Consider the following 6,471-nt stretch of genomic DNA (forward strand, 5'->3'; position numbering starts at 1 on the left):
CGAGGTGAGTGACTGAATCAGGGTTTACCCTGATGGCACAACGCCTCGAAGCGGTGTCGGGCATACCACCATGCGAGGGTGCCCGCCGCCAGATTGGCCAGCAAGATCCCCAGATATATCCCCTGTTCTCCTCCCAGCTTTGCCCCCAGCCAGGCTCCTGGCAACAGAAAACCAAACAGCCGCAATCCGTTGAACAAAAACGAGATACTGGATGCTCGCACGCCATTGAGTGCCGAGGCCAGCAGCATCACCATGCCCTGAAAGCCGTAACCGATCGGCACCAGATGCAGATAGAGAATGATGAGGCGAATGACCTGCGGATGATCGCTGAACAGATTGGCGATGAGTGGCGCCAGTAGCCAGGTCAGGCCATAGATGGCGAGCTGGAACAGCAACGCAAACCTCATGCAGCTTTGCAGCGCAGCCTTGGCGCGGGCCGGATTGCCAGCGCCGCAGTTTTGCGAGATGAAAGGGGCCAGTACGGAGGCGAGGGCCATCATCACAATTAGCAACAGCGCCTCGACCCGCGATGCGGCGCCGTAAGCGGCTACCACCTCGGTACCCAGGCCAGCAAAGATCGTCATCAGCACCGCATTGGCCAAGGGGTTGAGCATATTGGTAAAAGAGGCGGGGACGGCGACATGGAGTAACGCCCGCCAGTGGGACAGCAACCGGGCCCGCGGCGAGAGGCGCCACAGCAGCAAGCCTTCCCGATGACGCAGGATATAGAGGCTGACCAGCATCGCCATCAACCAAGAGATAGAGGTGGCGATGGCGGCCCCGCGGATCCCCCACTCGGGAAAGGGGCCGATGCCGAAGATCAACAGAGGATCCAGTACTCCGTTGACCAACCCGGCTACGGCCATCACCAGACTGGGGGTTTTGGTATCGCCGGTCGCCCGGATGGCGGCATTGCCCACCATGGGCAGCACCAGCATGGGGACTGTGAGATACCAGATCAGCATGTAGTCATGGATGAGGGAGATAAGCTCGGCACTGGCCCCCAGCAGAGTAAACAGGGGTTTGATGGTGAGAGCGCCCCCCGCGGAGAGCAGGGCCACCATGATCACCGCCAGAAACAGGCTGTCGGTGGCGAGATGGGCCGCCTCATCGTGTTTGCCCTGCCCCAGGGTATGACCGATCACCGCTGACAATCCGGCGCCCAATCCCATCGCCAGCGAGGTAACCACAAAAGTGACGGGAAAGGTAAAACTGATGGCGGCCAGAGCTTCGGTTCCCAGCATACCGATAAAAAAGGTATCGACCAGATTGAAGGCCAGAATGGCGATGATGCCGAAGATCATGGGGCCCGTCATCTGGCGCAGTACGACCGGAATAGGGGCAGTCAACATGGGGTTGGTGCGGGTCAAGGGCTCGTCTCTACAGCTGGCTTTGAAGGTTCTGGCATCGAAAACGGGCGGCTTGAACCGACCTTGCACCAGGGTGCAGACATGGCTGAACCATCGAAGATGTTTATAGTACGTGAAAAAATTTTTTTTGTATTTGCCCTTGAAGGGTTAGCAACTCTGCCCCACATCAGGGACATATCTAATTTGGCCTGGAACGGCCATTCCTCAAAGCAACAATGAGACTCATTTTGGGAGAGTTATCGATGAAAATTCGTCCACTGCACGACCGCGTCATCATCAAGCGCATCGAAGCTGAAGCCAAATCTGCCGGCGGTATCGTATTGACGGGTACCGCGGCCCAGAAGTCCACCCGTGGTGAAGTGCTTGCCGTGGGGACTGGTCGCATCCTGGATAATGGCGAAGTCAAAGCGCTGGCCGTGAAGGTTGGTGACAAGGTGATCTTCAACGAAGGCTACGGTGTGAAGACCGAGAAGCTGGATGGTCAGGATGTCCTGATCCTCTCCGAAACCGACATTCTGGCGATTGTCGAAGAGTAATCCATCCTCCTTTTTCCCCGAATTGATTTAAGGATTGAAGAAAAATGGCTGCTAAAGACGTTAAGTTTGGTAACGAAGCTCGCATCAAGATGCTGGAAGGCGTCAACATTCTGGCCGATGCCGTCAAGGTGACCTTGGGTCCGAAAGGCCGCAACGTGGTGCTGGACAAGTCCTTCGGCGCCCCGACCATCACTAAAGATGGTGTATCTGTTGCGCGCGAAATCGAGCTGGAAGACAAGTTCCAGAACATGGGCGCCCAGATGGTCAAGGAAGTGGCTTCCAAGGCGAACGATGCTGCGGGTGACGGTACCACTACTGCAACCGTTCTGGCTCAGGCCATCGTCAACGAAGGTCTGAAAGCCGTTGCCGCCGGTATGAACCCGATGGATCTGAAGCGCGGTATCGACAAGGCAGTGGTGGCTGCCGTTGCCGAGCTGCAGGCGCTGTCCCAGCCGTGTGCTGACAGCAATGCCATCGCTCAGGTGGGCACCATCTCCGCCAACTCCGACGAGAAAGTGGGCAAGCTGATTGCCGAAGCCATGGACAAAGTGGGTCGCGATGGCGTCATCACCGTTGAAGATGGTCAGGGTCTGGAAGATGAGCTGGCAGTTGTTGAAGGTATGCAGTTCGACCGCGGCTACCTGTCCCCCTACTTCATCAACAAGCAAGAGACCGGTTCCGTTGAACTGGACGACCCGTTCATCCTGCTGGTTGACAAGAAAGTCTCCAACATCCGCGAAATGCTGCCGGTGCTGGAAGGTGTTGCCAAAGCGGGCAAACCGCTGTTGATCGTTGCCGAAGACGTAGAAGGCGAAGCCCTGGCGACTCTGGTGGTCAACACCATGCGTGGTATCGTGAAAGTGGCAGCCGTCAAGGCGCCTGGCTTCGGTGACCGTCGCAAGGCCATGCTGCAGGATATCGCCGTACTGACTGGCGGTACCGTCATCTCTGAAGAAGTTGGCATGGAGCTGGAAAAAGCGACGCTGGAAGATCTGGGTCGTGCCAAGCGCATCGTCATCACCAAAGAGAACACCACCATCATCGATGGCGTGGGCGATGCCGGTGTGATCGAAGGTCGTGTTGCCCAGATCCGTCAGCAGATCGAAGAGACCTCTTCCGACTACGACCGTGAGAAGCTGCAAGAGCGCGTAGCCAAGCTGGCTGGCGGTGTTGCCGTGATCAAGGTTGGCGCTGCCACCGAAGTCGAGATGAAAGAGAAAAAAGCCCGTGTGGAAGATGCCCTGCACGCTACCCGCGCCGCCGTTGAAGAAGGCGTGGTTGCCGGTGGTGGTGTTGCTCTGGTTCGCGTTGCTGCCAAACTGGCTGGTCTGCGCGGTGACAACGAAGACCAGAACGTCGGTATCAAGGTTGCCCTGCGCGCCATGGAAGCCCCACTGCGTCAAATCGTCATCAACGCCGGTGAAGAAGCCTCCGTCATCGCCAACGCGGTGAAGAATGGTGAAGGCAACTTCGGTTACAACGCTTACACCGAGCAGTATGGCGACATGCTGACCATGGGTATCCTGGATCCGACCAAGGTCACCCGCTCTGCCCTGCAGTTCGCCTCTTCTATCGCCGGCCTGATGATCACCACCGAGTGCATGGTGACCGAGCTGCCGAAGAAAGATGCTCCAGCCATGCCTGATATGGGTGGCATGGGTGGCATGGGCATGATGTAATCATCATCCCGGCTCTGTTTGAGAAACGGCTCGCCTTGGCGGGCCGTTTTTTTATATCTGACTAAACTGAGTCTGTTGATAGCAGAAAAGTGTAAGGGGGAAAGATGAAGGTGCTTGGATGGATAACTCTGCTGTTTGCATTGATTGCCATGCCGCTTGTGGCTGCCGAGGCCCTCAAGGGGCCTGTGATCTTGAAAGTAAGCGGCAATATCAGCTCCCCAGATGAGGTGGACGGCAAAGTGCTTTTTGACTTGGCCACGCTGCAGGCGTTGCCGCAATATGAGATAGTCTCCAGCAACCCTTGGGTTGATAAACCTCACAAGTACAGAGGGCCCAAGGTGGCGGATGTGCTGGCCGCAGTGGGGGCTAATGGCAAGAGCATAACCCTGACAGCATTGAACAGTTTCCAGATCCGCATCAATTGGGACAAAGTTGCCAAGTATAACCCTATTCTTGCTTGGGAAGATGACGGGGTAGCCATGAGGGTCCGTGACAAGGGGCCGCTCTGGTTTATGTTGCCTCTTGATCAATATCCGGAGCTGAAGCGCTCTGAATATACCGACATGATGATTTGGCAGCTGGATCTGATAGATATTCAACACTGATAAAAGAGTCACGGGAGCACGGGGTGAAAGGAAAGACTAGGGCGTGGCCACTGCTCGTCATTCTGTATGTATCCATCCTGTCGTTTACCGGGAGCACCCTTTATTGTCTGGTTCAGCTCCAGAATGCGACCAGAGCGATGGAGAAATATACCTATGATGTCTCCTGGGCGCTGATGCAGCTGCAGCTCGAGTTGGGGCGTTTCCTCAGTGCTGTAGAGGTCTACCATTATGGTGGAATAGAGTACAATGACCTGATGTTGCGCTATGACATTCTTTGGAGCAGAACCCCCATCCTGTTGAGCGGTCAGTTGCGTAAAAGCATGCAGGATAAGCAGAAAACCTTGCGCTTGGTGCAACTGATTGAAAACAACATTCGCGATATAGAGCCTGTCATTACCAAGCTGCAGAGCGGAGACTCTGTCTACCAGCAAATAATGATGCGCCTGGTCCCCTTGCAGGAGCCTTTATCCTATGCACTAGCTTCCGTTATGCAGAAGAACATCAACATCTACTCAGAGAATGATCGCCATTTTGGTCAATTGCGTAATGCTCTGCTGTTGATGGTGTCGGGGTTGGTTATCTCGGTTTTACTCCTTAGCTCGCTTCTTGTATATGAAGCTCGACGTCACTTTAGGGCAGCAAGGCGTGACCCGTTGACGGGTCTCTCCAATCGGGTGGCATTGCTGGAACGGATGGAGCTCTGTGCCACTCAGGAGGTACCTTTCGGATTGGTATTGGTCGATATCAACGACTTCAGAGATATCAACAGCAAGTTTGGTTATGATGCGGGCGATTTTTTGCTCAGTGAATTGGCCAGACGGATCAGATTGCTCTGTGAAGAAGGGGAGTGGAGTGGTCGGTTGGGTGGCGATCAATTTGCCATTATCCAGCGTGGTAGCAGCGATCTGCGTCAGGTCAGGGAGCTGGTAGCGCGACTGCTGCACGTTCTGAAGCAAGATATCGTCTATGATAACTATCCCTTCCGGCTCGAGGTGGGGATCGGGATTGCCTTCTATCCGATGGACAGCGATAAAACACAGGAGTTATTGAGTCGTGCGGAACAGGCTCTGTTCCATAGCCGCAAGACCCATGTCCCCTATGTAATTTACGATAACTCCCTGCTCAACGAGACGGCGCGGCGCAAACATCTGGCGTCGGACATGATCATGGCGCTGGAACACAATGCGCTGGAACTCTATTACCAACCTATCGTCAATCTCGAAAGTGGCCGCTGCGAAGCTGTCGAGGCTCTGCTGCGCTGGCGGCATCCTGAGCTCGGTTTCATTCCGCCAAACGAAGTGATTATGGTGGCTGAGGAGTTCCAGCTTGCCGAACGGGTTGGCAGCTGGGTGCTGAACACCGCTTGCGAGCAGCTCTATCAGTGGCACCAGCTTGGTATGGTTGATCTGCAAATGTGTGTGAATATCTCGCCAGGCATGTACCAGCGTAATTTGCTCAAACTGGTGGCCAAGGCATTGATGGAGCACCACTTGCCTGCCCGTAGCCTGGTCTTGGAGGTCACGGAAGATACTACCATGCGCGAAGTGAAGAACTCGCTGCAACTGATGCAGGATCTCAATCAGCAGGGGGTACTGCTGGCATTAGACGATTTTGGGACTGGTTATTCCTCTTTGAGTTATCTGCAAAAGTTACCGGTCAGCAAGGTGAAGATCGACCGCTCCTTTATACAGGGCATTGACACTTCAATAGAGGCATCCGAACTGGTCGCCAATATTTGCCGGATGGGGTCCATGCTGGGCAAGAGTCTGGTGTGTGAAGGGATTGAGACACAGGCCCAGTTGGATGTGCTGCGATCCCTGACCGATATCCACTTGTATGGACAGGGATATCTGTTCAGCCGACCAGAGCAGGCGGAGAAAATCTATCAAACCTTGCTGGAGATGGAGGAGCTTTGGCTGGCGCGTCAACAATCCGAAATGGCTTATATGAGTTGAGAGGGGGCTTGCCTGTCAGCTGCCTCCAGAATGTGTGATTTAGCTCGAAGTTTCTTCTTTTTGTTTGTTGTTTGAACGGTTGTGCGGTTTTTTCAAAAAAATATGCAAATTAACCTTGCCAGAAAGAATCTGTTCCCTATAATGCGCCTCCATTGACAGGGCAAGCGGCAACGCAAACAACCTCGTCGGTAACCTCGAAAAGCCTTTGAAAATAAGGCTTGACTCGAGAAGGCGGTTGAGTAGAATTCAACTCCCGCAGCAACACATTGTTGCGTCGCTCTTTAACAATTTGAATCAAGCAATCTGTGTGGGCACTCACAGCATCG

At 54.4% G+C, this 6,471-nt stretch carries 6 protein-coding genes; 4 read left to right on the forward strand and 2 right to left on the reverse strand.

The window, feature by feature from the left end:
* Window positions 1–17 precede the first annotated feature (17 nt).
* On the reverse strand, window positions 18–1,352 hold the full coding sequence (locus G5253_RS17245; protein ID WP_235630050.1) for an MATE family efflux transporter: 1,335 nt from the start codon (window positions 1,350–1,352) through the stop codon (window positions 18–20).
* A gap of 260 nt (window positions 1,353–1,612) precedes the next feature.
* Between G5253_RS17245 and G5253_RS17250 the strand changes: the two genes are divergently transcribed.
* The 4 genes from G5253_RS17250 to G5253_RS17265 all read left to right on the forward strand — a co-directional run bounded on the left by G5253_RS17250 (window position 1,613) and on the right by G5253_RS17265 (window position 6,145).
* Window positions 1,613–1,906 (forward strand): co-chaperone GroES, encoded by a 294-nt coding sequence (locus G5253_RS17250; RefSeq protein ID WP_005340573.1) that lies wholly within the window; start codon window positions 1,613–1,615, stop codon window positions 1,904–1,906.
* A 44-nt stretch (window positions 1,907–1,950) separates the two neighbouring features.
* Complete coding sequence (gene groL / locus G5253_RS17255; RefSeq protein WP_005341224.1) at window positions 1,951–3,585, forward strand: chaperonin GroEL; 1,635 nt, start codon at window positions 1,951–1,953, stop codon at window positions 3,583–3,585.
* Between the two features lie 104 nt (window positions 3,586–3,689).
* On the forward strand, window positions 3,690–4,190 hold the full coding sequence (locus G5253_RS17260) for a molybdopterin-binding oxidoreductase (protein WP_421203847.1): 501 nt from the start codon (window positions 3,690–3,692) through the stop codon (window positions 4,188–4,190).
* Window positions 4,191–4,213: 23 nt separating this feature from the next.
* A complete protein-coding gene (locus G5253_RS17265; protein ID WP_421203849.1) occupies window positions 4,214–6,145 on the forward strand; it encodes a putative bifunctional diguanylate cyclase/phosphodiesterase in 1,932 nt (643 codons plus the stop codon).
* 136 nt (window positions 6,146–6,281) lie between these two features.
* Here the strand turns inward: G5253_RS17265 and G5253_RS17270 are convergent.
* Window positions 6,282–6,471: hypothetical protein (locus G5253_RS17270; protein ID WP_421203850.1), on the reverse strand; the 190-nt coding region annotated here is incomplete at its 5' end.

The organism is Aeromonas sp. 602658 (assembly GCF_049173005.1).
Taxonomy (GTDB): Bacteria; Pseudomonadota; Gammaproteobacteria; order Enterobacterales; family Aeromonadaceae; genus Aeromonas; species Aeromonas veronii_A.